Here is a 25638-nt window from a genome sequence, read left to right on the forward strand (position 1 = left end):
AAAGTTCTTTCGAACTTATTTCAAAATACCGATGGATTTAAGTTTGCGATAAAGGGTGTTACGACTGATGCCAAGCATCTTTGATGTTTGGCTGATGTTACCCTGATTCGCCTGATACGCTTTTAGCAATTTGTCTTCGACGGTGGTTTTTAAATCCACGGCGTCACCTTCAGATTCAATATCAACAACGCGATTGAGCAAAGATTTGCTGATATGACCCGGAACATGTTCCAGCCCTAGTTCAGGCTCATCACTGGCCAGCAGACAAGCCACTTTCATCATGTTGTCTAACTCACGAATATTGCCCGGCCAATGGTAGCTGGTGAGAAGCTCCATCAGATTGGGCGATAACGACTGAGCGCCAATACGATAAGTTTTGTGAATGCTCTCAATTAGCGCCGCTTTGTCTTGTCGCTCGCGTAGAGCGGGTAAATGCAAAATCAACCCATTGAGGCGGTAATAGAGATCTTGGCGGAAAGAGCCTTCCGCAACCGCTTTCTCTAAGTCTTTATGAGTGGCAGCAATGATCTGAATGTCTACCGGATAACTTTGGTTTGAACCAACAGGAATGACGACTTTATCCTGAATTACGTGTAGTAAACGAGACTGCGCTTCTAACGGCATATCTGCAATTTCATCCAAAAACAGAATGCCTTTATCGGCTTGTCGAATTTTTCCTTGGTAACCCTTGCTGTTCGCACCCGTAAAAGCGCCGGCCACATAGCCGAACAGTTCAGATTCAATCAGATCTTTCGGTAAAGCCCCGCAGTTTACGCTGACCAGCGCTTTGTTTTTTCGTGAATTTCGCTGGTGGAGTGCTTTTACAAATTCGCCTTTTCCTACGCCCGTTTCACCGAGGATCATTAATGTAATGTCTTTATCAATCAGCTTGTTGGCCTGCTGCCATGCTTGCTCTATGGTGGTGTCACCAAAATGCAGTTCACAAGAAGCTGTATAAGAGTAGTGGGATTGGCGAGGTTTGTCGGTTAACGGGTGTTTCTCAAACACAAACGGTTTTGGTCGCTGGTTAAACACTTCATCAATCGAGTGCCCAACCACAGAGCTTTGCGCCAACAGCTGAGCGGCAATGTGGTTGTGTGCCAGAATTTTTCCACCTTCATCCGCAATAACAATACCTTGCCAGCCACTGTTAAGCAGTGAGCGTTCACAAGCGAGATCAATTCGAGTCGAGCCTTGAGGGATTTCGCACAGCAGATGATTTTCAATCAGTTGAACCATGTTCTGCACCAGAACCTGCATTGATAAATCATGTTTTTGCTGTTCACTGGTGATATCAAGAATACCGAGCAACTCTCCCTGATGAGTGAAAATAGGACATGAAGAACAGCTGATAAAATGGTGCTGCCGAATGTAGTGTTGATTGCCAACAACCGTGACCGGGCGGGCTTCAACAATTGCAGTGCCTATCGCATTTGTCCCTTTGAGTTTTTCTTGCCAGCAAGCACCTGATTCCAGCGCAATTTCCGTTAAACGCTCCTTAAATCTGGGATGCCCCCAAGTGGAAAGAATCACCCCTTCTTTGTCGGTTAACACTAAGTGACTGTCACTGTGCCCACACATTTGATTGAAAAGTGGTACAGCATGCCTTTCTACCGCAGAAATTAATGACGTGGCTAACCATTTGCGCTCTTTGAGCTCGTAATTTGGCAAGCGAATATGCTCAGGACGACTTCTTTGAGTGAGTCCTGCTTCTTCACTTCGATGCCAAGATGTTGATAGCCAATCTTTAACTGTTTGAATTTGCATAACTGTTCCATGTTGTGACAGTAGCAGTGTGTCATTTTGGGACACTGGAACAATGGGGGGCAGTACCCAAACCGCGATTCCATCGCCACTTAATGCTTGTGATCATTTTGTTAATCATAGCTTTACAACTTATTAACAACAAGCCGAACAAGTTTGGCTTGTGATTTGCGTTAGCACTATCAGCAAGTGTGAATAGCAACACTGCAAACCCTAACAATAACGTGAAAGTAAAGTAACAAGGACTGAACTATGATTTATGCGCAACCAGGAACTGAAAATGCGATTTTTAATTTTAAAAATCAATACGATAACTTTATTGGTGGCGAATGGGTAAAACCGGTTCGAGAAGCATATTTTGCAAACACATCACCGGTTAACGGTAAAGAGTTCTGCCAAGTCCCGCGTTCTAGCGAAGAGGATATCAACCTCGCACTGGATGCTGCACACAACGTTCGCGCAACGTGGGCAAAAACCAGTGTGACCGAGCGTTCCAACATATTGCTGAAAATAGCAGATCGTATCGAAGAGAACATCGAAAAACTGGCTTACGTTGAGTCTTGGGAAAACGGAAAACCGATTCGTGAAACCTTGGCGGCAGATATTCCTTTGATGGTTGATCATTTCCGTTATTTTGCAGGTTGTATTCGTGCTCAAGAGGGCAGTGCTGCTGAACTTGATGCGAATACAGCGGCGTACCATTTTCCTGAGCCAATTGGTGTAGTAGGGCAGATTATTCCTTGGAACTTCCCAATGCTGATGGCTGCTTGGAAAATTGCGCCAGCAATGGCGGCTGGGTGTTGTGTGGTTCTAAAACCGGCAGAGCAGACCCCAACGTCGATTCTCGTGTTAATGGAAACCATTGGTGACTTGATTCCAGCGGGCGTTGTCAACGTGGTGAACGGCTTTGGTAATGAAGCGGGTCAAGCATTAGCGACCAGCAACCGTATCGCGAAACTGGCATTTACAGGTTCAACCGAAGTGGGTAACCATATTCTGAAATGTGCCGCAGATAACTTGATTCCTTCTACCGTTGAGCTTGGCGGTAAGTCACCAAACATCTACTTTGCTGATATTTTCGATCATGAAGATGCGTATCTAGAAAAATGTGTTGAAGGCACGCTGCTGGGCTTCTTCAACCAAGGTGAAGTGTGTACTTGTCCTTCTCGTGTGCTGGTTCACGAATCAATTTATGACCGCTTCGTGGCGAAACTGAGTGAGCGTGCAAAAACCATTAAACAAGGCAACCCGTTAGATACAGATACGCAAGTGGGCGCGCAAGCTTCGCAAGAGCAGTTCGACAAGATCTTGAGCTATTTGGAGATCGGTCGTCAGGAAGGGGCACAAGTGGTTTTCGGTGGCGATGTGGCAAGCCAGAATGGCGACATCAGTAACGGTTACTACATTCAGCCAACCATGCTGGCGGGCAACAACAAAATGCGTGTCTTCCAGGAAGAGATCTTCGGGCCAGTTATTGCAATCACAACCTTCAAAGATGAAGCTGAAGCGTTAGCTATTGCAAACGACACCGAATACGGCCTAGGCGCAGGTGTGTGGACTCGTGATGCTAACCTTGCATACCGTATGGGACGTAACATTGAAGCGGGTCGCGTATGGATTAACTGTTACCACGCTTACCCTGCACACGCAGCGTTCGGTGGTTACAAGAAATCAGGCATTGGTCGTGAGACACATAAAATGATGCTGAACCATTACCAAAACACCAAGAACCTATTGGTGAGTTACGACATCAATCCATTAGGCTTCTTCTAAAAATAAAACAACGTCAGTTGAAGCGTCCTTCGGGGCGCTTTTTTTATGGCAATCAGGCAACGTGGGTTTAATAGTTTCTATTTGTGCCTCATTTTCATGAATGCTTTTCCGCAAAGTAGGATAATCGCTTTTCAACGAGTGGATTACACTTAGGGGATAAATTGTAGCGAGTAACGTTTGGGAAAACGTGCACATTTTTTGTCGCTACTGGCAGTGATTTTTACAGTGTAAATAACCCCTTATTTATGCTCCGAAAAACGAAGAAGGAAAATGCAATGTCGACTGCTTTTTACCAGCAAATTCGTGACCAGCTTGATGAAGTAAAAGCTGAAGGTCTCTATAAATCAGAACGTATTATTACCTCTCAGCAAAGCGCTTCTGTACACATTTCTACTGGCGAAGATGTTTTAAACTTCTGCGCGAACAACTACCTAGGTCTTGCTAACCACCCTGCGCTAATTGAAGCGGCGAAAGAGGGTATGGACTCTCACGGTTTCGGTATGGCTTCAGTGCGCTTTATCTGTGGTACTCAAGATTCACACAAAGCCCTTGAAGAGAAACTATCCACATTCCTAGGCAAAGAAGACACGATTCTTTACACCTCATGTTTCGACGCAAACGCAGGTCTGTTTGAAACTCTGCTTGATAAAGAAGACGCGATCATTTCTGACGCACTGAACCACGCTTCAATCATTGACGGTGTTCGTCTATGTAAAGCGATGCGCTTCCGTTACTCGAACAACAACATGCAAGAGCTTGAAGAGCAGCTTATCGAAGCAGATAAAGCGGGCGCTCGTCATAAGCTTATCGTTACTGACGGCGTGTTCTCAATGGATGGCGTAGTCGCTAACTTGCCAGCGATCTGTGACCTTGCAGATAAATACAATGCATTAGTAATGGTTGATGACTCTCACGCTGTTGGCTTTATGGGTGAAAACGGCCGTGGTACACATGAATACCACAACGTTATCGACCGTATTGACATCATCACAGGTACGCTAGGCAAAGCAATGGGCGGCGCTTCAGGCGGTTACACTTCTGGTAAGAAAGAAGTGATTGACTGGTTACGTCAGCGTTCTCGTCCGTACTTATTCTCTAACTCTGTTGCACCTGCAATTGTTTCTGCATCACTACGTGTTCTTGATCTGCTTGCAGAAAGTGGTGAACTGCGTGACCGCCTATGGGACAACGCAGCGCACTTCCGCGCACGTATGACAGAAGCTGGCTTTACTATGGCTGGTGCTGACCACGCAATTATCCCAATTATGTTGGGCGATGCGAAAGTTGCGGCTGAGTTTGCTGAGCGTTCTCTGGCAAAAGGCATTTATGTTGTTGGCTTCTCATTCCCAGTAGTACCAAAAGGCCAAGCGCGTATTCGTACACAGATGTCAGCAGCACATACTCGTGAGCAATTAGACAAAGCTATCGACGCGTTTATCGAAGTCGGTAAAGAGATGAACATCATCTAAGGATTATTGTTTCCTCCAATCTCGGAGGATTCATTTGGTGAGCATTATGAAAATTAAAGCACTAGCTAAGCTTAAGCCTGAAGAAGGCATTTGGATGACAGAAGTTGATAAGCCTGAACTAGGTTACAACGACATTCTGATCAGAATTAAGAAAACCGCGATTTGTGGTACTGACGTTCACATTTATAACTGGGACGAATGGTCACAAAAAACCATTCCTGTACCTATGGTTGTTGGTCACGAATACGTGGGTGAAGTCGTAGGCATCGGCGAAGGCGTTCGTGGCTTTGAGCTGGGCGACCGCGTTTCTGGCGAAGGTCACATCACTTGTGGTCACTGTCGTAACTGTCGTGGCGGCCGTACTCACCTATGTCGTAACACCATTGGTGTTGGTGTTAACCGCACAGGTTCTTTCTCAGAATACCTTGTGATCCCAGCGTTTAACGCATTTAAGATCCCAGATGGTATTTCTGATGATTTAGCTTCGATCTTCGACCCGTTCGGTAACGCAGTACACACAGCACTCTCTTTCGACCTAGTTGGTGAAGATGTTCTGATCACTGGTGCTGGCCCAATCGGTATCATGGCTGCAGCAGTAGCAAAACACGTAGGCGCTCGCCACGTAGTCATTACTGACGTAAACGAATACCGCCTAGAACTTGCGCGCAAGATGGGTGTGACTCGTGCAGTCAACGTTGCTGAGCAGAAGCTAGAAGATGTTATGACTGAACTGGGCATGACTGAAGGTTTCGACGTAGGTCTTGAAATGTCTGGTGTACCAAGTGCTTTCAGATCAATGCTAGACACGATGAACCACGGTGGTCGTATTGCTCTGCTAGGTATTCCACCATCAGATATGGCAATTGACTGGACCAAAGTAATTTTCAAAGGTCTGGTTATTAAAGGTATCTACGGCCGTGAAATGTTCGAAACTTGGTACAAGATGGCAAGCCTAATCCAATCTGGTCTAGATTTGTCACCAATCATCACTCACCACTACAAGGTTGATGATTTCCAAAAAGGCTTCGACGCTATGCGTAGCGGGGCTTCCGGTAAAGTTATTCTTGATTGGGAATAATCGAATATTGATTATGAAGCGCTCCGGTTGGGGCGCTTTTTGTTAGTGCTTGAAATCAACGAAATGGAAGAAATAGCCCCACTTTCGCCCCAAACCAAGAATATCACTTTCAGTGAAATCCCCAAAAAACTCTTTCACTGCCCCATTCGGTGTTAACGTAATTACTCAGTAGCAAATCGTGCTACTGAAATCATCGCAATTTTGTTCATGGTTACCAGCATAGAGGCAGTGACAGAAAACTCCCAAAAGCGGTCAGCTTGTAACAATTCCTGTCTAGTTTCACGGCTACATATCTGTTCAATTTGATCATACGTTAGCCTGATCTGACGCAAGTTTAATTTTCAGTTTTATTGGTTGAGTAGAATTGACTTAACTTAAATACATCAGTAGTTTTTTGTTTGATATGAAAGCAATGTAATGGATTGAAATTAAATGGAAATAGTATTTGTTCGTCATGGAGAGCCAGACTATAGACTATCTGATGAACGTAAAATGACACAACTAGAAAAAGACTATGCACCTATTACACGCGAGTGTATCCCATTCATTAAGTCTCAATCTGAATTACCTATATTTTTAGGTGCCGATATCATAATTTCATCTCCCTACACTCGAGCACTTCAAACAGCAGAAATTATCAACAGACAGCATAGACTGGAGTTGTTTGTCGAACACGACTTACGGGAGTGGGTCGCAGACATGTCAGGTGGTTACATAGAATTAGAAGAAAGGGATCGGCGTTGGCAGGAATACCGTTCTTCGTTAAAAAGTGGGAGAGAGAACCATAATGCTGAATATGAAACAGCACATAACCTTAAATCTCGCGTGATCAGTGTGCTCGATAGATATCAAGATTTCAAAAAAGTAATAATAGTTGCTCATTTCAACGTACTTGAGAGTTTACTTGGCTATCAGGAAGAAGGCATTGGGTGTGGTGACCTTCGCACGTTTAAACGGAGTGATATTATTAGTTGACCACTACAAATATGTTTTTTCTAGGCTAACCGTTATTTAAAGACTCGCTTAATCGTATTTTTGCAAGTTCAACAAATGAACTCACTTTTGCGTTCGATTGACGCTTTTCTAAATACAAAATGTTGACCGGGAGAGGGGATGGCTCATACTCCTGAAGTACTCGAATTAACGAACCTTTCTTCAGTTGCTCTCCAACTTGATAGGACATTAAACGTGTAATTCCTAGTCCATTTTCTACTGTTGCTAGGGCAGTTCCATTTTGCGAACAGTATAAACGTGGCGTTACCTTTGTACTTTCTTCCCTTCCCGCTGAGTTAAAAATCCAAGTTGTAGATGCTTCCACCATTGATGCTTGAACTATTTCATGGTTTTTTAAATCTGAAGGGTGTTTGGGTTCACCATGTTTTTCAAGGTATGAGGGTGAAGCGCAGACAACTTTTTGCACGAGTCCAACTTGGGTTGCATATGAGCTAGAATCGCTGAGTTTTCCGATTCTAATGGCAACGTCTAATCCCTCTTCAAGCAGATTACTATTGCGATCAAAAAACTCTGCACGCACTGTCACTAGCCCGTTCTTCTGTAAATACTCAGTCAGTATTGGAGTGACATGTATTTGTCCGAATAACACTGGCGCAGTAATAGATAATACACCGCTTGGTTCACGATATTTACCTGCAACAGATGATATTGCTGAGTCTACATCTTCTAAGATTCGTTTAGCATCTTCAAAGAAACGCACGCCAGAATCCGTAAGGCGAACATTTCGAGTTGTACGGTTTAGTAAGCGCACGCCTAACGTAGTTTCAAGGTGGTTAATAGAACGAGTTACTGCCGGAGGAGAAATGTTAAGAGTTCGACTAGCTGCAACAAAACTACTTTCTTTAGCAACTTCCACGAATATTCGCATTGCTTCTAGTTTATCCATTTGGTCAGACCTTCTCTCTATTGTTGCAGATAATGTAATAGACAATTAATTCTTGGTCTAATTATTTCCCTGCACCCAAGTAGTAAGATTATTTCGACAATTTGGAAGCAAATAGGAGCTGAACATGTCACGTATTACTACCCCTGCATCAATTACTGCTGCACCTGAGGCATCACACGCATTATTGGATGCAGTAAACACCTTGTTGGGCAGTGTTCCAAACCTTTTCCGTATCGTAGCGACTAGTCCAGCGACACTGGAGGGCTATTTAGGATTAAATGGTTCGCTTGCTAAAGGTTCGCTAACAGCACAAACTCGCGAACGTATTGCGCTAGCTGTGGCTGAAGTTAATGGCTGTGGCTATTGTCTCGCCGCACATCAATACCTCGGTTCTAACTTAGCGAATCTAAGTGCAAGTGAAATTGAAGCAAACAGGAGAGGTACGTCCGAAGACGAAAAAGCAGCTGTCGCAGTTCAGTTTGCGACAAAAGTGACCATCAATCGAGGCAAGGTTACAGATAGTGACTTTGAGGCTGTTCGAGCTGCTGGTTACAGCGATGCTGAAATAGTCGAAATTGTTGGTCATGTTGCTTTGAATACTTTAACCAACTACATCAATGAAGTCCTTGGTACGGAAATCGATTTCCCTGCGGTTGGTACTTTGAGCTAAAAGTAGACTTCTGATAGGAATCTGTGTGTCTACAGTTTTCAGGTTAGCGGTCATTTTTGAATGACCGCTTTTACCTCTATTGCTCGGCTGATTTGAGGCTGAAGATGTCAGCGTAGGCGCTATTTTTGCCTCAGTAATTGGTAGCAGGAGCGCAAATTTACCTGAGATGATTCTACTTAAGCGTCTGTTCTATTGCCCTTTGTTGATAGGTTTTTTTGTCATTATCGGTCTAGCTAAAAGGGGGGGAATTTATCAAAGTCTCTATTTAGGCTCCGAATGATCAGCGCTATCTGATAATTGCTTGTTCTCTTCTTCAACCCACTGCATGAATACTTGATACCCCGCAGCTAAAAAGGCAGCGCCGACGAACATACCCAGTATGCCACCAGACATAACCCCACCCACAGCGCCAATGAGTATGATTGGCATAGGGACATCCAATCCTCGGCCAAGAATGATTGGCTTTAAGAAGTTATCTATTAAGCTTGCAGCTATCAGTAATATCGTGAAGAGAACATTGTGTGCTGTGCCACCATCTCCTGACCACAAGACAGCAACTGCGACCAATGCAACGACCGTAACCGGAAGCTGAACGATAGCGAATACTAAGGCTATGAGAGTAAACAAAGAGGCCGCAGGCACACCGGCCAAAGCAACAACAGCTCCAAATATCATTGCGGTTAAAAATGCGATACCGATAATTCCAATCGCAACCTGCCTGAGTGTTGCTGTGGTCAGTTTATGCAGTTTCGGGCCTTTGACTGGATCAGTAAAACTGATAAAAATTTTGGATATTGATGCCGATGCGGGTTCTGCCCAAGCTAACATTATCCCTGCAATGATCACTGCACCTATCAATAGAAATACGTTCTTAGCGGCGCTAGCCGCACTATCAACAACCCAACCAAAGAGGCTTTTTATTTGAGGCTGACGCTTCTCTATAAAATCAGGAAAATTATCTGCAGCCTCATCCCATGCTGCGTACAATTTCTCCCCGACTAAAGGCCATTCTTTCACGCTGTCCGTTGGCTTAGTGATGACTAGCGTACCGTTTTGATAGGAATCGATCGCCGCTAATGTTTTAGTTGCAAATGAGTTACCAACCATAGCAGTAGGGGTGCCAAGCACGAGCACTCCTATTATTGCGACTATAGTCGCTGCTCGACTGGATCTTAAACCCAGTTTACGTTCAATAATTAATTTAAGAGGGTAAAGTGCAATTGCTAATACCAAAGCCCAAAGCAAAATAGGTAAGAATGGTAAAAACGCCCACCAGCAAACAATAACAATAAGTGTAATTGCAGCGAATCGTATTAACGAAGTACTGAATGCTTTCACTAATACCTTTTCTAGGTTCTCATTTGAGTTGTTCACGTTTTTTATCCCTTGTTCATTGAGCCGTAGATAATGGCTCTTTAACTTTTGTTAACTGCACTAAAACTGATAGATAAGGCCAGTATTTTCTAAAGCTTTGTAGATAAAACGTTGTCGACCAGTAGTGCTTCCCTTTAAACCACCCATCTCACGCACTTTATGTCTCAAAGTTAACCACTCTTGGCTTCCCCAACGAGTAGACTGAGATTTCAACAATTCAAACTCTCTGTTCATATCGTCAATTACGTCACCCTTAAACAGGAAAAATCCCATTTCGTTGTTATAAATGAGCGAGCGGAAATCCAAATTTGTTGTGCCGACGAAAGCGTTATCGTCAGCAATCACAAATTTCGCATGCAGTTTTCCGTAGTGTTTATTGCCACCTAAAGAAACCGCATCATCCTTGCCCAACTGATAAAACATAATGCGTGGGTGGCTGACCAATTTTTCCCATGCTTCTGAATTTACAAATTCCATGTTTTCTTCGTTGTTAGTTAACTCACTATCGAGCCATTGTTCTCGTTGTTCAGGATCCATCAGCAAAAGAGGGGCGGTATGCATATCGATCACGGCCTGAGTAAAGAAATTATCGCTTGTAAGAACCGAGTTAGTGATAATTTCTATGGTTCTTTCGGGATCTTTATTTAACCACTCCATCGTGACATTGACGTTCTCATCGATAACCTCTTGATCTTTTAAAAGATCAGACTGAAGGAATAAATAGGGTGAGACAATACGAACCCTTTTCAGATCGTAATTCTCATAGCCGACACGCCCTAGAATGCCGCTAATAGAGTTTGCGTTTCTCAATTTATTTGTACTGTATTGAGACACCAAATCGCTGTTAACTAGGTTATCAAGTTCATGAGCCAAACGAGTTCGTGTCTGAGAAAAGCCTTTTTTAGTGTGGTCTTCCGCTCTCTGATAAGCAGTTTGAAAAGTGGGGCTTTGCTTTAATTTCGACAACATCTTTTGATGTCTTTCCGCGACGGTTTCGTAGTCAAAAACCGCCGTTAGAAATTTGTTTCCGGGCTTAGAAAACAGAACTGAAAAGTAATATTCAGCCAGCTGTGAGGGTGAAGTCGCGGATGATGAGTCCGCTAAAGGGCGGATAACAATTTCAATATCTTTAAATGTCGTAGGGTCAAAACTTCCGCTTTCATCCAAGCCATAATAGTGGGTTGAGATATTACGCCCGCCAGTGATAACAAACGCATCTTCCGGATACGCACCATCAACAACTAAAAGCTTGTCGTGTGAACGTCGATTGCCGTCTGAAGCAAACTCTGTCAGTGCATTGAAAACAACCGCTTGTACTCGAGCTCGGTTGTTTGTCATTTCACCTTTAGCATTTCTTACGTAGCCCGCTTTGTGTTCGCATTCTTTTAGACCTTTTAAATCACTATGGACAAAGCTAAAGGAGCCTAAGCTATCAACCATAATCCGTATATCTACACCTCTTTTAACCGCATTACACAAGGCGCCTAAAACGGCTTCTCCGACAATATCGGGAGAAAAAATGTAGTAGGTAAGGTCAACGGTATATTTGGCGTTTTCGATAAGATAAATTTTGTCAGCAATGCTTTGTACTGCGCTTGTGCTATCGGTTCCTATCACTTTGACCAGTGTATCCTGAGTGGGGAGAGAAGATTCAGAAGCCAGTTTGATATAGTCACGTTTAAGCTCATCTTCTGGACGCCAACGACGCTCCTCCATATGTTGCTGTGTTCGTGGATCAGTGATGGCACCTTCAGGGAAGTCTGGCGTAGAACTGCAACCAAACAATAAGGTCATGAGTAATCCAAAGCTAACGACTTTAGTTCTGTTCATTCCGAGTTCCCTTACTCTGATTAATCCTCGTTTTCTTAGGTCATACTTATCAAGGCGATTGGCTTAGTTATAGGTTTACTTAATTTTTAGACTCTACAATTTGTCGAGCTGGATTGATGAGTCTCAGTATCAGCGCTCCAATGAAAATGGCGATACTGATGGATACCAGTCGCATAAATCCCGATGTAAAGGAATCGATGCCAACATTTTGTACAACCTGATAAGTGATGACGACAAAGTTCATCACCAATAGCTGATAAATGGTTGAATGCGAATCACGGCGATATGCGTAACAAGCCAGTTGAATACCCAAAAATAACGATACTCCCAATACGACCCACTCCGGCGCACCAAAGCTGCATAAGAACATTGTTGGTAAGGTAAATAAGATCCCTGTAGCTGTCGTTATCAGTCTCTGATAAACGAAATCTTTGTGATGATTGATTAACGGTAGTTTAAGCATGCTGCTTATCGTTATTGCGATCAGCATGGTTTGTGAGCCACCAATACCAATAAGAGCGGCAAGAATCAAACACATGGCGGTAGCTTTAAACATGGCTACACTTAGAGGGCTTTCAGTTCCCTTCGCTGGCTCATCAGGCTTGATATCTTGTGCGTCCCCCGGAAAAAGAAAGTGGGCAAGGAATGTGACGATGAGCGCGACAACAAATGCTTGGATTAACACCGCAGGTACAGCATCGATCGGAAAATGCATCTGCTTGCTTACTACGGTTGCAATGATGAGCACAATCAGCGCCAGATTGGAGACAATATCCTGCGGATTATTGTGACTACGGTGATAGCTCCAAGTGAGAATTCCCCAAAGGAAAAGCGCGTACCCAGTTGGTGTCCCGGCAAACATTTGGGCAAAAAACACCACCATGACACTAATAAGTATTAACACCGTAACGAGTTGAAACACCAGACTCATAGGGGGCTTTGAAGGTATTGTCGTTAAAAGTATGACCACGAATACAGGGGCTAGAACCGGCATTGGGTGCCCTGTGTATTTCAAATAGAAAAGTAACAGAAGCGGTGTAAAGATTATCTTAACGACTGGATTAACGCTGCTATGAAACATAAGTCCACACACTGACCATTCTCATCCACAAACCTGCAAGAAACTCACCGAGTCCACTTTGCTCTGTATAGAAGGCTACGGTTGCTTGCGAGCCATAGCGAATGTTTTCGGGGATTTCGTCAAACACAATATTAACTGGGTAACGCTGTGCGTTGAGTGATTTGGCATCTGCTTTAATAAAACCCGTTGTACTATCAACATTATTACTGTCGCCAGTTCCCCATCCTAAGCTATAAACCTTGCCGTCCAGCACTCGACCGGGCATTGAATCAAGCACTATTTTGACTTGCTGACCGGGTTTTATGAACTCCAATGAGTTCTCTCTTACCTGAGCTGAGATCCAGATTTCTCTTGGGTCGATAAACGTTAACATCGGTGAGCCAATATTGGCTTGCTGACCAACCGTGAGTTGAACATTAGTGACGATGCCATCTGAAGGAGCGATAACCGCTGTTTTCTGTAAGTCGAGTTGTGCCTTCTCTAGCCCAACCATAGCCGCTAGGAGTTGAGGGTTGTTATTACCCTTAGGCCCTAGATTTTGCTTGGCTTGTTCTAAGGAAGCTTCAGCAGCATTGAGCGCTGCCTGTGCCTGTGCCCGTGAACGTGCTTCGATAGCATTATCAAGTTCGGATTTACTTAGAACACCTTTTGATGCAAGTTCAGAAATCCGAGCGGTTTGTTCTCTGGCATTATTTCGCGCGGCAATCGCATCCGTTACTTTTGCTTGTGCAACTTCAACCGCAGCAGTGCTGGCTCCTATATTCTGACCAGCTAGCTCCAAATTTGCCTGAGCAGAACGAACGGCTAACTCATAGTTTCTTGGGTCAATTCTAAACAGTACGTCGCCAGCTCTCACTACTTGGTTATCTTTAATTTTCACTTCAATGACATTTCCGGATACTTCCGGAGCAATGCGAACCAAATAGGAATGAACCCGAGCGATACTGGTCATCGGTGTGACCCTGTCGGACCACAAACTATACATCCAAGCTATAAGTACTATCGCTATTACATAGAAGCTCAACTTTCTTGATGACTGTTCCGTTTTTGACATGATATACCTTCTTTCAATTCTTCAATTTCATCACTTAAAAGAATGACCAACGCTTGGAAGTGGTGACTAAAAATGGTTAAAAAATAGGAAAGCGCATTGAATAAGAAGAGTATAGAGGTTTATTTGATGAGTATTTGCTTACTACCTCATATTATTCAACTGGATAACTCTGTTATATGAGATATGACTGGTTTAGCTTTAACGTTTGTAATGGCTCTTTGTTTATCTTTTTAAACACTTTTTGATTCAGTATTGATATTTAAAACTCATGCTTGAGAACTATTCGGTTTATTGGCATTTACTATTTTAGTAAGCTAGCGGCCAGCTATATCTACTTTAATTATTTCGTCATGTTGTACTTGAGGCTAACTGGGTTCAGGTCTGCTTTTGGTGTTAAATCAATCTTGGTAGATAGCATTTTGATTAATTTCTACCTATTGCAAAACGGAATGCAACATAGATGATACTCATGGCGAACGGATGACTATTCACATACCTACTATTTTTCTAATAATCATTGCAACTGCGGGTACGTTGACGTTATCTGTAGGCTCAGTCACACGGGCAAAAGAACATAAAGAACTATTATTGTGGACGATAGGTTTAGCACTTCACACTCTGGTTTATGTTCTGTTCTTCTTACGAGGACAAGCTCCTGAGTTTATCTCTGTTCTTGTTGCTAACACTGCTCTCTCAGCCAGCTATTCTTTTTTTACTGCCGCGATTGGGGAGTTTTTGCATCGCCAAATCTCCAAAGTTGTGTTGGTTGGCCCCCCTTTAGTTTTAGCGATTATTTTTTCCTTTCTCATGGATGATATTAGCGCTCGAATCATCGTTAGTGGCCTAATTTTCAGTAGTCAGTGTGCTTGGGTTTTGTCTTTCTTAATGAACCGTAAAAGGGTTGTTAGTGGGCGAGGCAAATATCTCGTGGTGGCTGGCCTTACTGTAATTATTGTTGTGTTATCGGCGCGTATTCTCAGCGTTATGATCAAGCCAAATGATATCTCTAGTATGTTGCATCAAACACCTATTCAGGTTGCTACATTCTTTGGGGCATTCATGTCATTAATCCTTATGTCTAACGGCTTTGTTTTGATGATTAAGGAACGTGCCGATGAGCATATCCTGCAGATGGCAATGAAAGACCGGCTGACAGGGGTATGGAATCGAGTTCGGCTAGAAGAAGAGGCTCCACAGGAGATAGCAAGGCTAGAACGCTATGGGCATCCTACGTCGCTTCTTATGGTAGATTTAGACCATTTTAAACAAGTCAATGACCAGTATGGGCATGCCACGGGAGACTTGGTGTTGAAAGAGTTTTGCGCTGTCGTTCAGTCTTGTATTCGAACAACGGATATTCTGGCTCGCTGGGGTGGGGAAGAGTTTGTTGTCCTGTTACCTAACAGCGGGTTTGTTAATGCAGCGCCATTGGCAGAACGAATTAGAGCGGCTGTTGAAAAGCATGAGTTTCCCTATGGTCTGCGTGTTACAGCGAGTATTGGGCTGGCGATTTGCCAGCCTTCGGATTCTTGGAGTTCATGGTTAGATCGCGCTGATCAAGCGTTATATCGCGCAAAATCGACCGGTCGAAATCGTGTTGAAGTAGAGAATGCTCCAACTGAATTCGATACATCCAAAACCAATATTGTGCAGTTAGTATGGCGACCCGCTTACGAATCAGGTAATGCAGTGATCGATACTCAGCACAGAGCGTTACTTGAACATTCGAATATTCTATTGCAGGCGATTTTGGACAATAGAGAAAAATCAGAGATATCCAAGCTAGTGGATTGCCTGATTTCTGATATTGAGCTGCATTTCAAGGATGAAGAAGCTATATTCCAAAAAGCAGGATATTCAGACTGTAAACATCACATTGAGCTTCATGAAAAGCTGATAGACAGAGCTAGAAGACTATCAAACCATTTTCTTAATGGCCAAGTCAGAGACAGTGAACTTCTTCACTTCATCATGTATGAAATGGTGACTCAGCACATCCTGATTGAGGATAGAAAGTACTTCTCCATGTTGTAACTTCGCACATCTACACCGCTACACCTTTACTTCCGAATGGCCCGAATGTTGGGCTATTTCATCTTGGTTTATCTTGGGATTAACGGGTATCGAGCTGCTGTAAGTGACCGATGAGATAACCTTCCTTCCAGCGCTTCTCGCCATCGATTTTTCTTAAAGCCCTACATCTTTTGTCAGAAGCCGCTTAAATAAACACGAAATGGTTTTGTCTGATCGCTTGGTGATTTATTGTTCAATGATTGGAGCGATGACACTAATAGGTATAACTATGTCCGTGTATTCAATTGGTTATGGAACAAAATCGACTGAACAAGCTAAAGCTATTATTGAAGAAGTATTGAATGGGTCTAAGGCGGTTAAACTCAACGAAGAGTGTTGGTTTTTAGACACCGCGCTTTCCAAAAATGAAGTGATAGATACTTTAAGCTATATCGCCGAACTTGATGAACCTTTTTGTACCGTTACTCGGTTATGTTTCGGTGATTGGCTGCAAAAAGCCTACACAACCGAAGTGATTACATGGCTGACTCATCCTGTAAGAAGTTGGTGGTGAACGTATATAACCAGCTTGTTTTTAACTTTTCAGGGTGCATGAAACCGTCACTCTTTCTCGAACGTTAAGCCGCTGAACAACAGGGAGACTTAACGCACTATCTCGCTGTTTTTATGTTGGTTGTTGTATGGAAAATGACATTCGAAAGTTGATAGAGGAGAGGCTGACTTCAAGTAATGTTGATCTTTCCGGTTTGTTTGATGGTAAAAGTTTTAACCATGAGCGATTGAAACGATTGTTTCCCATGCTGTCCAAGAAGCTTCTTCGCGAATCTGATAAATTTGTGAGTACAATGCTGGTGGAAGCACAAGCCAGCGCCTTCCAAAAAATATGTTGTTCAAAAGCGTATAAAGACTTGATCTCTACCACCTCTATATCAGACCGATATGCGCAAATGACGCTATCACTACAACGCTCAGAAATGACTCTGGAGCAGTGCCATAAAGTAGTAAAAGACATTCTTCCGTCTGAAGCTGAGCTTCATGAACAAATCGATCCCAGAGGAAATTTTTTTCTAAAGAGCATCACCATTTCCTATGTGCTTAATTCATTTCTTTATTTATTGCTCGAAAATGACCCTTATATAACGGTTACTTGGGGACCTTATATTGGCGTGGATGATTCAGAGATTAAGCATGAATGGTTTGGTAAATCGCTATTTTTGAAGCAAGCACAATCCGCTGGCTTTGATGTGGCTAATGGATATGAGTACGGAACATTTGAATGCTACACCAATCAAGTAAATCAAAAGCTAATTAATGAGTTAAAAAATGCGTTGGGTCGCTCCGTGTTTCAAAAGTTAAAGCGGCGACTGTTTTAACTCTTCTATCGAACAGGGGTGTTTTTACTAATTTTCAGTGAGTTAACTACATATAATAAAAGCTCAATAGAAGGTGAGTTTTTGACACACAACACACTGAATGCCCCAAATAGAACCTATTATTTTAGTAACAGTTTACTTTGTAGTGCCTTTGTTGAACTAAACATTGTTTAGCTTAATAGGGAGCTAAAAGGAGTGTACTCATGCTACCAAGACAAACTCGTTTTGGATTGTTACTCGCTACGCTGATGATTACTGGTTGTGACATGGCATTTAGTCATATGTATTCTGAGAGTGATAAATCTATTACTTATCCTACCAACGGTGAACAAATCTATTTCACCGGAAGAAACAAAGATGGCCGCTTACTAACCAATCTTGGTGGCAATATGCACGCGCGGATGCACATAGTCGCCTGTGCTGATTGTCATGGTTTGCAGCGCGAAGGTGGTCTAAGAATGTACCCAACATTTTGGGTTGTTGCTCCGTCTCTGACGAGTGAAAGCTTGTTTGGTGACCACCATGACGATCATGATGACCATCAGGCTTATACGCGAGAGAGTCTGAAAAAAGCCATAACTAGCGGGATTGAGCCGTCTGGCGAAGAATTGGATCCAAGGATGCCTCGTTGGGTGATGAGTGAAGTCGACTTGAACGACTTGGTCGATTATTTAGCTAACGATGAATCTCATCATGAATCCGAAACGGAGCAAGACCACTAAAGAGTATGGCTTATTACTAGTGTCGCTTTAAGTGTTCTTGCTGTGACAATCTTTAGATAATCGTGAGCAGTGTTTCACCACTTTTGATATTGGGCGAACTGGTGGCGATGAAATCTAAGTATTCATCACTATTGGTGATCAAAATTGGCGTGGTGCTATCGTAGCCCAGAGTGTGGAGTAACTGCAGATCGAACAGAATAAGCGGTTGTCCTAGCTTGATTTCTTCACCAACAGCGACCAGTAATTCAAATCCTTGCCCTTCTAACTTAACAGTATCCAGACCTATGTGTATTAGCATTTTAATCCCATCATCACTTTGCAATCCAATAGAATGAAGGGCTTTAAATACAGACACGACTTTACCGTTAAAGGGTGCACGCAGCTCACCCTCTTCAGGCTTGATCGCTATCCCTTGTCCCATGATTTCGCTGGCAAAGGTTGGGTCTTCAACTTCATTAAGAGGAAGCACTTTTCCTGTTAGAGGGCTGAAAATTTGGAAGTGCTCTTGGCTGATTTTATCGTGGCTCGAATGACTTGTTTGTTTAGGCTCAGATTCAGATGATTGCTTGTCTTGATTTTCTGCGGTTTCTGAATCCTCACTGGCTATAAGCATTGGGGTAAAAATATAGGTAAGAACGGCTGCACAAACCAAGGTAAAGATGGCGGCCAGAATGCTGACGATAACTGAGTCATCGATACCCGTTGGTGGAACAATCTGAACGATGAGAAATAATCCGGGCATTCCTAGGGAATACGCTTTGGCCTGAAAATAAGCCACGATGCTGGAGCCAATTGCCGCTGATAAACAGCCAAAAATAAATGGCCACTTGAGAGGGAGGTTAATGCCGTAAATGGCTGGTTCTGTCACACCAAACACAGCGGTTAACGCCGCTGTTCCTGCATAACTCGTCTTTTTCTTTCTTCGGTTTATTAGCAGAACGCCAAGGCACGCGCCAGCTTGTCCGAACGCGGCTGGAAGCATTAAAGGAGGAAGAACATCGTAGCCACTAACCGCTATGTTGTTCAAAATGATCGGTACAAAACTCCAATGAATACCAAAAACAACCAGAACCTGCCATAAAGCGCCTATGATGAAACCTGCTACTTCAGGGCTGAACTGATAGAGGAAAAATACGCCTGAAGAAAGAGCTTTCGCAACCGCTGTACTGAGTGGGCCAATAACGAGGAATGTAAGTGGTACAGTGATAATCAAGCACGATAAAGGCGTCAGCCACTTGTAAAAAGAGTCTGGAAATCTGTTAGCAATTGAACGTTCCAGCCAAACATTAAACCAGATGGCAAATAAGATGGGGATAACCGAATTGGAATAGTTGATGAACTCTACTGGCAACCCTAGGAAATATTCAGGTGTGATATCTATACCAGTGACCTTCTGTGAAAACAGCCAACTGACATGGTTGTTGATCTCTGGATGCACGAGCGCACTGGCGATAGCGATACCAAACAGTGGGTTTGTACCGAAATGCTTTGAGGCGGAATAGCTCAACAGTATAGGCAGAAAGAAAAATACGGCGTCTGAAGACGAAAATAGAATGCGATAAGTACCGCTATCAACGTTCATCCAACCAAGGTTTACCAGTAGAAAAATGCTCCCCTTGAGAATACCAGCCATACTGAGCAACCATAATATAGGGAAGAAAATATTGGTAATGGTATTAATAACGTTGGTCATATGGTTGGGAATGCCAGTACTTTCTGATGTTTCGAGCAAAGGCAGTAGAGACTGATACAGTTTTTCGACGTGGGAACCTACGATAACCTGAAACATTCCTCCAGAATGTGTCACAGAGATAACCTCTGGAAGCTTATTAATCTCCTTTACTGCATCTGCCGGAATATGCCTAAGTTGGAAACGTAAACGCGTCGTACAATGAGTAACTTGCTGAACATTTGACGCCCCTCCGACCCGTTCAATAATTTGCTCGGCCAGACGGTTGTGATAGTTATTTTGTGGGGCCATATGTGTTATTCGTTTAAAGATGCTGCACGGCGTACCCGTTCAACATGGATTGTCAGAAACATCATTTCTTCGGAAGTCATGGCATGGCTGAATTTTTTATCCACATAGCGGCTAATTTTCTCAACACAGGTGAAAGCGGCGGGGTATTTGTTACGCACCGTGTTGAAAAGCGAGTCGTCATCTTCAGAAATTGTGGTTTGATGAATAAGCCTATGAACGAAAAACTTGAGATGGGTAACGAGTCGTCGAAATTCGTCGCTGTCTTCATTCAGATCCAAGCCTAAATTGTACTTAATCATTTGCACAATATCGCGAATCAAGTTAGTGACACTGATAGTGTTGTTCATGTCTTCATTGAGTTGAGCGTTAACTAGATGCAATGCAATATAACCCGCTTCATCTTCAGAAAAATTCACGCCCGACGCTGCTTTAAGGAGTGTTAATGCTTCTAAGCCGACCTGGAACTCCATTGGGTAGAGCTGTTTAATTTCCCACAACATCCCATTTTTAACCACCTTGCCAGCGCGCAAACGTTCGATAGCAAAATGAATGTGATCGGCTAAAGAAATTCGAATGCTGGGGTGCAGTTCACCCGTTAGCGTATTTTGGGCTAGTTCTACAATTTGCTCTGTGGCTGCGAGCAGTTCAAGAGGTATATTTTCTAATAGCTCCCGATAGCGATTGTCGATGTTATCGTCGTCACTTTTGGCTAGGATGAAGATTTTTTCAATTTTGTCCTCAGGGATCTCGTCATTGGGCTTCATCTGAAATCCAATACCGCGACCCATGACTACAACCTCTCTCTGGTTAGAGTCAGTAGAGATAAGAACATTATTATTTAATACTTTTGATACACGCATAATATTTAAGTTACTGGACTATTTTGTATATAAAAAAACCTAAGTTGGTCAGACGATCTACGTTTTGTTCCAAGCTTAGGTTCTGCCTTTTATCGGTTCTAATAATGCTGTCATTTGGGCAAAGCATATGGTCATCATCTTTGCGTCTCTATTGATACAGGTGAATGCGTGAATGGCTACATACTGCCACCAAAATAGTTCGAAGTATGGTCATTTGTTATGGGTACATCATAATCTTAGAGAATTGAAATGGGTACAAACTCTCTATTGGTACCGGTTACAATTGTGATATCTATCGCTCTTTTGATACTTATTCATGGTATGAATCAGATCTGATTCACATTTGGTTGTTGAGTGAGTTGATCTGAATGAACAGTAGATTTAATGTCCATCGGAACAGAGCAGGCAAGGTTGTTAAATCGGCTCCTTGTTACTCCAAAACGGATTGTTATCGCAAATGCGAGCAAAACCTGACTTAGCTTATCCAAAGTTTACTTGGTAAGTGGTCAGGTTTTTTTATACATAAAATTCAGGCTAATTATCGTTTTTTCGGGATTGTTACCACTATAGGGCAAAACCCGAGGATACCCAGATGTAATGCATTTGGGTTCCTCGGGTTTTTTTATGCCTGTCAGTGAGCAATCACCCATCTAACAAAAGGGCATAGTTATGGCATATCAACAACTTGCGACCGACATCATTAAAACTGTCGGCGGCACCAGTAATGTAGCGAGTGTAATGCATTGTGCGACTCGGTTACGTTTCAAGCTCAATGACAGCGCGAAAGCGGACAAGGAACAAACAAAACTACTTGATGGTGTTATCACAGCAGTTGAAAGCGGTGGACAGTATCAGGTTGTGATAGGTAATCACGTCAATGAGGTCTTTAAAGCGATACAGGCCGAGATGGGTGGCGACACAGGTAATGAACAAGAAGATAAGACGGAGAACAAAGGTAAAGAGGGACTATTGAGTACCTTTATCGATTTGATTTCCGGAATATTTACCCCGTTGCTGGGCATTATGGCTGCGTCAGGTATCCTCAAAGGGGGATTAGCTTTGGCGATTGCGGCGGGCTGGACGACAACAGACAGCGGCATTTATCAGCTTTTGTTTGCTGGCAGTGATGCTTTGTTTTTCTTTTTCCCTGTCGTGCTGGGTTATACCGCTGGTGCAAAATTTGGCGGCAGTCCTTTTGTCACTATGGCGATTGGCGGTGCTCTAGTACACCCAAGTATGATCGCAGCGTTTAATGCATCCCAGTCTCCGGGCTATGAAGCATTGACGTTTTTAGGTATGCCGATCACCTTTATGAACTATGCCTCTTCGGTTATGCCTATCATTTTTGCCGCTTGGGTATCGTGCAAGTTAGAAACGGTTTTCAATAAATTGCTGCCGGGTGCAATAAAGAACTTCTTCACGCCTCTTTTATGTATTGTCGTTACCGTTCCTCTGACTTTCCTAGTAATTGGACCTGCGGCAACACATGCGAGCCAACTTTTAGCGCATGGTTATGAGCTTGTCTACGCTGCAAGTCCAGTTGTTGCGGGCTTAGTAATGGGCGCGTTCTGGCAGGTTTTCGTTATCTTCGGTCTTCATTGGGGCTTTGTTCCTGTTCTGCTTAACAACCTTGCTGTTTTGGGTTCTGACAGCATGATGCCATTGCTGGTTCCTGCTGTACTTGCACAAGCTGGTGCTGCATTTGGTGTTTTCTTGATGACTAAAGATGTGAAGCTGAAAGCCATTGCGGGTTCTGCAACCACTGCTGGCCTGTTCGGTATCACTGAACCTGCTATCTATGGCGTTAACCTGCCGAAAAAGCGCCCGTTTGTTATTGGTTGTATTTCGGGAGCCATCGGTGCCGCAATCATCGCCTACTTCAGTGTCCGCATCTATTCATTCGCGCTACCAAGTATCTTAGTTTTCCCACAAATCATTCCGCCAACTGGTGTCGATTTGACGCTTTGGGTAACGGTATTCGCTTCCATGCTCTCAATTGTTCTAGCCACTGTTTTGACTGTCCTGTTTGGCAAAGTCAACGATGCCAATAAAGAGATCGCACAAGCGGTTGTTGCGACCAGAGCGTAATTACAACCCAAGCCAAATTTTAAAGGAGATATATTCATGAGTTTTAGTTTTCCAGAATCATTCCTATGGGGTGGTGCAACTGCTGCAAACCAAATTGAAGGTTCACATAAGAAAGATGGCAAAGGTCTGTCAACATCAGATGTTCAGCCATTCGGTGCCTTTGGTGAGCTCGTATACCGCGAAGAAGGCGATTTTAATATCAAGGATGTAGCGATCGATTTCTACAATCGTTACGAAGAAGACATCGCTCTGTTTGCTGAAATGGGTTTTACCTGTTTGCGCGTGTCGATTGCTTGGAGCCGAATCTTCCCGAATGGTAACGATTCTGAGCCGAATGAAATGGGCTTGGCTTACTATGATCGCGTATTCGATGAGATGGCTAAGCACAACATTACTCCGGTGGTCACCATTTCTCATTACGAAATGCCACTGAACCTAGCGGATAAATATCAAGGTTGGGCTAGCAGAGAAGTGATTGGCTTCTTTGAAAACTATGCCAAGGTGTTGTTCAAACGCTACAAAGATAAAGTCAAACTGTGGCTAACCTTTAATGAAATCAACGTTACGCTGCATGAACCGTTTACGGGTTCTGGTCTTCCTCGTGATTGTAGTGAACAAACTCGATTCCAAGCGATTCATCACCAGTTGGTGGGTAGTGCAAAAGCGGTGAAAGCATGTCACGACATTATCCCAGATGCCAAGATCGGTAACATGATTTTGGGCGCGATTCAGTATCCACTGACCTGTAAGCCCGAAGATGTGATGCATACGCTGACTCAAAACCGTGAATGGCTGATGTTTGGTGACATTCAGGCGCGCGGTTACTACCCAAGCTACATGACACGCAAATTTAAAGAATTGGGTGTCGAACTTAACATCACTGAAGACGACACTGAATCTCTGAAAGAAACCATCGATTTTATCTCTTTCAGTTACTACATGTCTGGATGTGCGAGTACCGATCCAGGTGAAGCCGAGAAAGCAAGTGGCAACATGCTGAATATTATTGCTAACCCGTACCTAGAGGCTTCGGAATGGGGCTGGCAGATCGACCCAGTAGGACTTCGTTACTTACTCAACTTCCTCTATGACCGTTACCAACTACCTCTGTTCATCGTGGAGAACGGCTTAGGTGCCAAAGATCAGTTGGATGAGAACGGTGAAGTGATCGATGACTACCGTATTCAGTATTTGAATGATCATCTTTATCAAGTTGGTGAAGCGATTCAGGATGGTGTTCCTGTCATGGGTTACACCTCATGGGGACCGATTGATCTTGTCAGTGCTTCAACGGCACAAATGTCGAAACGTTACGGCTTTATCTATGTAGACCGAGACGACCAAGGCAATGGTTCACTAGAACGTAAACGCAAGAAAAGTTTCCACTGGTACAAGTCGGTGATTTCCTCTCGAGGACAAGCTCTGCAAGGTCCAAAACAATAACAAATATAGTCATTCCCCCCATTGGCTCACCTAAAGCTCCTGCTCTGGTGAGCCTCATCTAGCAGATTTAATGTGCAAAAACTCTAATAAAAAACCACCTTTTGGTAAGGTGGTTTTTTTTACAAAAATCTGAGAAGGTGGCTATTCATTTAAGAGTTTGATTGATTAGGAAGAGACAAACCAAACCTGTTGTTATTTGTGATTTTTAACCATCCATTTATACACGTCAGAGTTGCTATACGCAGTCTGCCACGATGAATCATGACCACCGTTTTCAATTTCTGTATAACGAATTGTGGCGGTCGAACCTCCTGCTCTGATGATGGCATCAACCATTTCTCGTGAGTATTCAACACTGGTCACTTCATCATTACTGCCGTGGAATACCCATGTTGGTATGTGTTTGATTTTATAAGCTTGTTTTGGATCTGCGCTCCCTGCGATAGGTAGAGCTGCCGCAAACAGTTCTGGTCTTTGAATCATTGCATTCCATACACCTTGCCCGCCACGAGATAACCCTGTCATATAAATTCGGTTTGCATCAATATCCGGATTGTTCTTTATCATCTCATCAATAAGATGTAGTAGCGCTGTCATAGATGGAGTTGATGGTGTCTGCGTATAGTCATAATGATCTAATGTAGTGCTAGCCCAGCGCATAGGTTTCGGTGTTTGTGGAGCAAGAACGTAAGCGGCTTGAATTGCCTGATTGATCTCGCTCGCGAAATATTGAGGTCCAAAGTTTGTGCCTTGATACATCTGTGCTTGGTTATCTGTTCCTGCTTCCCCACTACCGTGTAAATGGATGATTAAAGGTAGCTTTGTTCCTGTTTGTTTCGGTGAATAAATTTGGTACGGAAGGTCAAATGTTCCGTCGTTATAGACAGCCGAATTCCAGTCAGCCAGTGCCGGAGTTACTGCTAGGAAGGAAATGGTTAGAGTGAGTATAGGCTTTAGCATGATATATCCATTTTAGTTGATGAATGTAACCGGTATCATAGCAATCGGTTTGGCATGATTGTGTGATCTTACAGTCAACTCAAGCTGATACTATTTCACTGATGCAATAGACATTTTTCGAGATTCGCCCCTTATCTGGATAGAAATTGACATACCTACTTGGTCGAAATTTGAGCTCTTGCTG

Annotated in this window: 20 protein-coding genes; 11 read left to right on the top strand and 9 right to left on the bottom strand. The window is 43.3% G+C overall.

Annotated features, from left to right (window positions below; genetic code table 11):
- Positions 1 to 15 precede the first annotated feature (15 nt).
- Positions 16 to 1767, bottom strand: a complete 1752-nt coding sequence (locus P4S58_RS21575) for a sigma-54-dependent Fis family transcriptional regulator (RefSeq protein WP_337165672.1) — start codon at positions 1765 to 1767, stop codon at positions 16 to 18.
- 249 nt (positions 1768 to 2016) lie between these two features.
- Between P4S58_RS21575 and exaC the strand changes: the two genes are divergently transcribed.
- The 4 genes from exaC (at position 2017) to P4S58_RS21595 (ending at position 7059) form a co-directional block, all read left to right on the top strand.
- Entirely contained in the window at positions 2017 to 3537 is a 1521-nt protein-coding gene (gene exaC, locus P4S58_RS21580; protein WP_042479733.1) for an acetaldehyde dehydrogenase ExaC, read from the top strand.
- A gap of 275 nt (positions 3538 to 3812) precedes the next feature.
- Positions 3813 to 5006, top strand: coding sequence for a glycine C-acetyltransferase (locus tag P4S58_RS21585; protein WP_102962213.1), 1194 nt, complete (start codon positions 3813 to 3815; stop codon positions 5004 to 5006).
- A gap of 46 nt (positions 5007 to 5052) precedes the next feature.
- Positions 5053 to 6084: an L-threonine 3-dehydrogenase gene (gene tdh, locus P4S58_RS21590; protein ID WP_337165676.1), complete on the top strand. Its 1032-nt coding sequence runs from the start codon at positions 5053 to 5055 to the stop codon at positions 6082 to 6084.
- A 432-nt stretch (positions 6085 to 6516) separates the two neighbouring features.
- A complete protein-coding gene (locus tag P4S58_RS21595) occupies positions 6517 to 7059 on the top strand; it encodes a histidine phosphatase family protein (protein ID WP_337165677.1) in 543 nt (180 codons plus the stop codon).
- Between the two features lie 25 nt (positions 7060 to 7084).
- Here P4S58_RS21595 and P4S58_RS21600 read toward each other — a convergent pair whose 3' ends face one another.
- Positions 7085 to 7984: a LysR family transcriptional regulator gene (locus P4S58_RS21600; RefSeq protein ID WP_337165678.1), complete on the bottom strand. Its 900-nt coding sequence runs from the start codon at positions 7982 to 7984 to the stop codon at positions 7085 to 7087.
- A gap of 124 nt (positions 7985 to 8108) precedes the next feature.
- On the opposite strand from P4S58_RS21600, the gene P4S58_RS21605 reads away from it, so the two are divergent.
- Positions 8109 to 8654: a carboxymuconolactone decarboxylase family protein gene (locus P4S58_RS21605; protein ID WP_102953422.1), complete on the top strand. Its 546-nt coding sequence runs from the start codon at positions 8109 to 8111 to the stop codon at positions 8652 to 8654.
- Positions 8655 to 8915: 261 nt separating this feature from the next.
- On the opposite strand, the gene P4S58_RS21610 is transcribed toward P4S58_RS21605, so the two are convergent.
- The 4 genes from P4S58_RS21610 to P4S58_RS21625 all read right to left on the bottom strand — a co-directional run bounded on the left by P4S58_RS21610 (position 8916) and on the right by P4S58_RS21625 (position 13993).
- Positions 8916 to 10028, bottom strand: coding sequence for an AI-2E family transporter (locus tag P4S58_RS21610; RefSeq protein WP_337165679.1), 1113 nt, complete (start codon positions 10026 to 10028; stop codon positions 8916 to 8918).
- A gap of 60 nt (positions 10029 to 10088) precedes the next feature.
- Positions 10089 to 11858, bottom strand: coding sequence for a phospholipase D-like domain-containing protein (locus P4S58_RS21615; protein WP_337165680.1), 1770 nt, complete (start codon positions 11856 to 11858; stop codon positions 10089 to 10091).
- Positions 11859 to 11937: 79 nt separating this feature from the next.
- On the bottom strand, positions 11938 to 12939 hold the full coding sequence (locus tag P4S58_RS21620) for a DUF2955 domain-containing protein (RefSeq protein ID WP_337165684.1): 1002 nt from the start codon (positions 12937 to 12939) through the stop codon (positions 11938 to 11940).
- Complete coding sequence (locus P4S58_RS21625; RefSeq protein WP_337165686.1) at positions 12929 to 13993, bottom strand: HlyD family secretion protein; 1065 nt, start codon at positions 13991 to 13993, stop codon at positions 12929 to 12931. The genes P4S58_RS21620 and P4S58_RS21625 overlap by 11 nt, the downstream gene beginning before the upstream one ends.
- Positions 13994 to 14473: 480 nt before the next feature.
- Here P4S58_RS21625 and P4S58_RS21630 point away from each other — a divergent pair, with 480 nt between their 5' ends.
- The 4 genes from P4S58_RS21630 (at position 14474) to P4S58_RS21645 (ending at position 18122) form a co-directional block, all read left to right on the top strand.
- Positions 14474 to 16027 (top strand): diguanylate cyclase, encoded by a 1554-nt coding sequence (locus P4S58_RS21630; RefSeq protein WP_337165688.1) that lies wholly within the window; start codon positions 14474 to 14476, stop codon positions 16025 to 16027.
- Positions 16028 to 16295: 268 nt separating this feature from the next.
- Positions 16296 to 16580 carry a hypothetical protein gene (locus P4S58_RS21635; RefSeq protein WP_042479753.1) on the top strand — a complete coding sequence of 95 codons (285 nt, stop codon included), beginning with the start codon at positions 16296 to 16298 and terminating at the stop codon, positions 16578 to 16580.
- A gap of 127 nt (positions 16581 to 16707) precedes the next feature.
- The gene (locus P4S58_RS21640) at positions 16708 to 17400 is read left to right on the top strand and encodes a hypothetical protein (protein WP_337165689.1); all 693 of its coding nucleotides are present in this window, start codon (positions 16708 to 16710) and stop codon (positions 17398 to 17400) included.
- A gap of 203 nt (positions 17401 to 17603) precedes the next feature.
- Positions 17604 to 18122 carry a c-type cytochrome gene (locus P4S58_RS21645; RefSeq protein ID WP_052404531.1) on the top strand — a complete coding sequence of 173 codons (519 nt, stop codon included), beginning with the start codon at positions 17604 to 17606 and terminating at the stop codon, positions 18120 to 18122.
- A gap of 52 nt (positions 18123 to 18174) precedes the next feature.
- On the opposite strand, the gene P4S58_RS21650 is transcribed toward P4S58_RS21645, so the two are convergent.
- Complete coding sequence (locus tag P4S58_RS21650; RefSeq protein WP_337165691.1) at positions 18175 to 20103, bottom strand: beta-glucoside-specific PTS transporter subunit IIABC; 1929 nt, start codon at positions 20101 to 20103, stop codon at positions 18175 to 18177.
- Between the two features lie 5 nt (positions 20104 to 20108).
- Complete coding sequence (gene licT, locus P4S58_RS21655; protein WP_337165693.1) at positions 20109 to 20963, bottom strand: BglG family transcription antiterminator LicT; 855 nt, start codon at positions 20961 to 20963, stop codon at positions 20109 to 20111.
- 669 nt (positions 20964 to 21632) lie between these two features.
- Between licT and P4S58_RS21660 the strand changes: the two genes are divergently transcribed.
- Together P4S58_RS21660 and P4S58_RS21665 are read left to right on the top strand one after the other, a co-directional pair.
- A complete protein-coding gene (locus P4S58_RS21660; RefSeq protein WP_052404533.1) occupies positions 21633 to 23051 on the top strand; it encodes a PTS transporter subunit EIIC in 1419 nt (472 codons plus the stop codon).
- 36 nt (positions 23052 to 23087) lie between these two features.
- Positions 23088 to 24494, top strand: coding sequence for a glycoside hydrolase family 1 protein (locus tag P4S58_RS21665; protein WP_337165695.1), 1407 nt, complete (start codon positions 23088 to 23090; stop codon positions 24492 to 24494).
- Positions 24495 to 24686: 192 nt separating this feature from the next.
- Here P4S58_RS21665 and P4S58_RS21670 read toward each other — a convergent pair whose 3' ends face one another.
- On the bottom strand, positions 24687 to 25454 hold the full coding sequence (locus P4S58_RS21670) for a prolyl oligopeptidase family serine peptidase (RefSeq protein ID WP_337165697.1): 768 nt from the start codon (positions 25452 to 25454) through the stop codon (positions 24687 to 24689).
- Positions 25455 to 25638: the final 184 nt, after the last annotated feature.

It is taken from the genome of Vibrio sp. Hal054 (assembly GCF_037162405.1).
GTDB classification, from domain to species: domain Bacteria; phylum Pseudomonadota; class Gammaproteobacteria; order Enterobacterales; family Vibrionaceae; genus Vibrio; species Vibrio diazotrophicus.